The sequence below is a fragment of the Nonomuraea sp. 10N515B genome (assembly GCF_052245915.1).
Lineage (GTDB): Bacteria > Actinomycetota > Actinomycetes > Streptosporangiales > Streptosporangiaceae > Nonomuraea.
The window spans coordinates 1-2,184 of record NZ_JBQQBQ010000169.1 but is presented as its reverse complement, the minus strand read 5'-3'; the positions used below and the strand labels follow the sequence as shown (position 1 = coordinate 2,184).

The following is a 2,184-nucleotide window of genomic DNA, read 5'->3' as shown; positions in this document are numbered from 1 at the left end:
TTCGGCTGGCGCGAAGCGCTCAACGAACTCGAGATCGCCTACCCGGGAAGGATCAAGTAAATCAGGTAAAGAGCACTCTCCATTACTCAGAGTAAGAATTTACACACTTGAAGTGACAAGCTCACCGAGGTGCGGGCCAGTGCTCCCGCCTTCAGGCGGGAGGTGTAGGCCCGGGCGGGAAGGCCCCAAGGCCTGAGCGTGCCCTGACCCGCACTCTTGGAGCCCAGCGCGACGACGTCTGGTGTTGTCTCATTTCTGGGGCTGGTCCTGCGACTGGAGGTAGGTGCGGACGGTGGCCTCGCTCGTGCTGCCGGTCGATCCTGCGTAGTAGGAGCGGGACCAGAAGTGGCCGCCCCACAGGTGTGTGCGGACGTGAGCGTTGTATTCCTGGCGGAGGTAGCGGGCCGAGACGCCTTTGAGGGAGTTGACCAGGGAGGACAGAGCGACCTTGGGTGGGTAGCGGACGAGGAGGTGGACGTGGTCGTGTGCGCCGGTGAAGTCGGTCAGTTGGCAGTCGAACTTCTCGCACACCTCTTTCATGATCTGTTCGCAGCGTTCCAGCATGGGGCCGGTGAAGACGTCCCGCCGATATTTCGTGACAAACACCAAATGCGCGGACAGCTCGTGGACGCAGTGAGCGCCGTGTTCTGATGTCGGGGTTCGGTTCCCATCGGTTCCCATCGCGGTGACATACACCAAACGATAAGGTGGGTCGCGTGGAGTGGGAGAAACGCAATCGCGCTCATGTCGCCCGCCTGGAGGTGGACCAGCGGCAGAGCGCCGTGTTGGACGGCCAGGCACACAACGCGCGCACGCTGTGGAACCTGTTGCACGAGTTCTTCACCTTCCGGCAGGGCCGGTTCGCCTCCCTCGCCCAGTGCGACGAGGCCATCCGGGCCGCCCGCAAAGAGATCGACTGGCTCAACGACCTGCCCGCCCAAGCAGCGCAGGCCGTGCTGAAGACCTACCGGCAGGCGTGGGCGAACTACTTCAACCCCGACCACCCGGCCGGGCGCCCCACGTTCAAGAGCCGCTTGCGCTCCCGGATGGCGGTAGACGTCCCTCAGGCGCGGGACCTGAACATCACCCGGATCAACCGGCGGTGGGGCGCGGTCACCATCCCCAAACTCGGCCGCATCCGCTTCCGGTGGACCAAAGACCTGCCGAGGGTCACGAAGGGCGGCTCGGACGGGAAGATCACCGGGGCGCGGCTGGTGAAGGAGGCCAATGGCTGGCACATCGTGTTCCGTGTCCAGACCGAGGAGCCGGTGCCCGCCCCGCATCCGGGGCCGCACACCGCGATCGACCGGGGCATCGCCGTGCCGTTGGCGCTTGCCACCGGGGAGAAGATCTTCCACCGTAAAGAATGGCTGACCGGCGGGGAGCAGGAGCGGCTGCTCCGTCTGGAGCGCAAGGCCGCCCGCCAGAAACGAGCGGCGAAACCCGGACAGCCTGTCAGTAACCGGCTGAAGCACACCTACGACCAGATCGCCCGCCTGCGCGCGAAAGCCAAGCGCCGGGTCATCGACTGGCAGCACCAGACCACAGCGAAGCTCACCGACCGGTTCGGCGTCATCGTGCTGGAAGACCTCAAGGTCACGAACATGATGGCCTCCGCCCCGGGCACCCTTGAACAGCCGGGCAGGAACGTCGCCCAAAAACGGGGCCTGAACCGGGCCATCGCCGGGCAGGCGTGGGGCCGCACCGCCGAGTTCCTCACCTACAAGGCCACCGGCAAAGGCGGCAAGGTCGTCTTCGTCCCGGCGCCGGGCACCAGCCAGGAATGCCACGCCTGCCACACGATCATCGAAGGGTCGCGCCAGAGTCAGTCCCGGTTCGTGTGCAAGAACCCAGCCTGCGGGTGGATCGGCAACGCCGACGTCAACGCCGCCCGCACCCAGTTGTACCGGTACAACTCAGCCGCCGGACGGGCGGTCACCGGACGTGGAGGCCCTGCACCACTGGGGCCGATGAAGCGTCAAGCACCTCATGGCGGGACTACCCGCACCACCCCGCACAGGGTGGCCGCGTAGCGGCCATGAGAATCCTCCCCATTCATGACCCCGTTGCGGATCTCTGAAACTGTCACTCTCGGTCAGCATCGGTGCGGGAGAGTGTTCAGGAGTCCGAAGTCTTCGAGGGTGGTGGTCTGGTGTCGCTGGATCCGCAGAGCCTTCATGAGGT

At 65.4% G+C, this 2,184-nt stretch carries 2 protein-coding genes; one reads left to right on the top strand and one right to left on the bottom strand.

Annotation, left to right across the window (positions count from 1 at the left end; all coding sequences use genetic code 11):
* Positions 1–249: 249 nt before the first annotated feature.
* Complete coding sequence (gene tnpA / locus ACTWQA_RS58805; protein ID WP_443167461.1) at positions 250–681, bottom strand: IS200/IS605 family transposase; 432 nt, start codon at positions 679–681, stop codon at positions 250–252.
* Positions 682–716: 35 nt separating this feature from the next.
* Between tnpA and ACTWQA_RS58800 the strand changes: the two genes are divergently transcribed.
* Positions 717–2,033 carry an RNA-guided endonuclease InsQ/TnpB family protein gene (locus ACTWQA_RS58800; protein ID WP_443167460.1) on the top strand — a complete coding sequence of 439 codons (1,317 nt, stop codon included), beginning with the start codon at positions 717–719 and terminating at the stop codon, positions 2,031–2,033.
* Positions 2,034–2,184 lie beyond the last annotated feature (151 nt).

Bases quoted from the DNA above. Each gene is read 5' to 3' on its own strand.
- tnpA (WP_443167461.1), bottom strand. From the start codon at position 681: ATGGGAACCGATGGGAACCGAACCCCGACATCAGAACACGGCGCTCAC.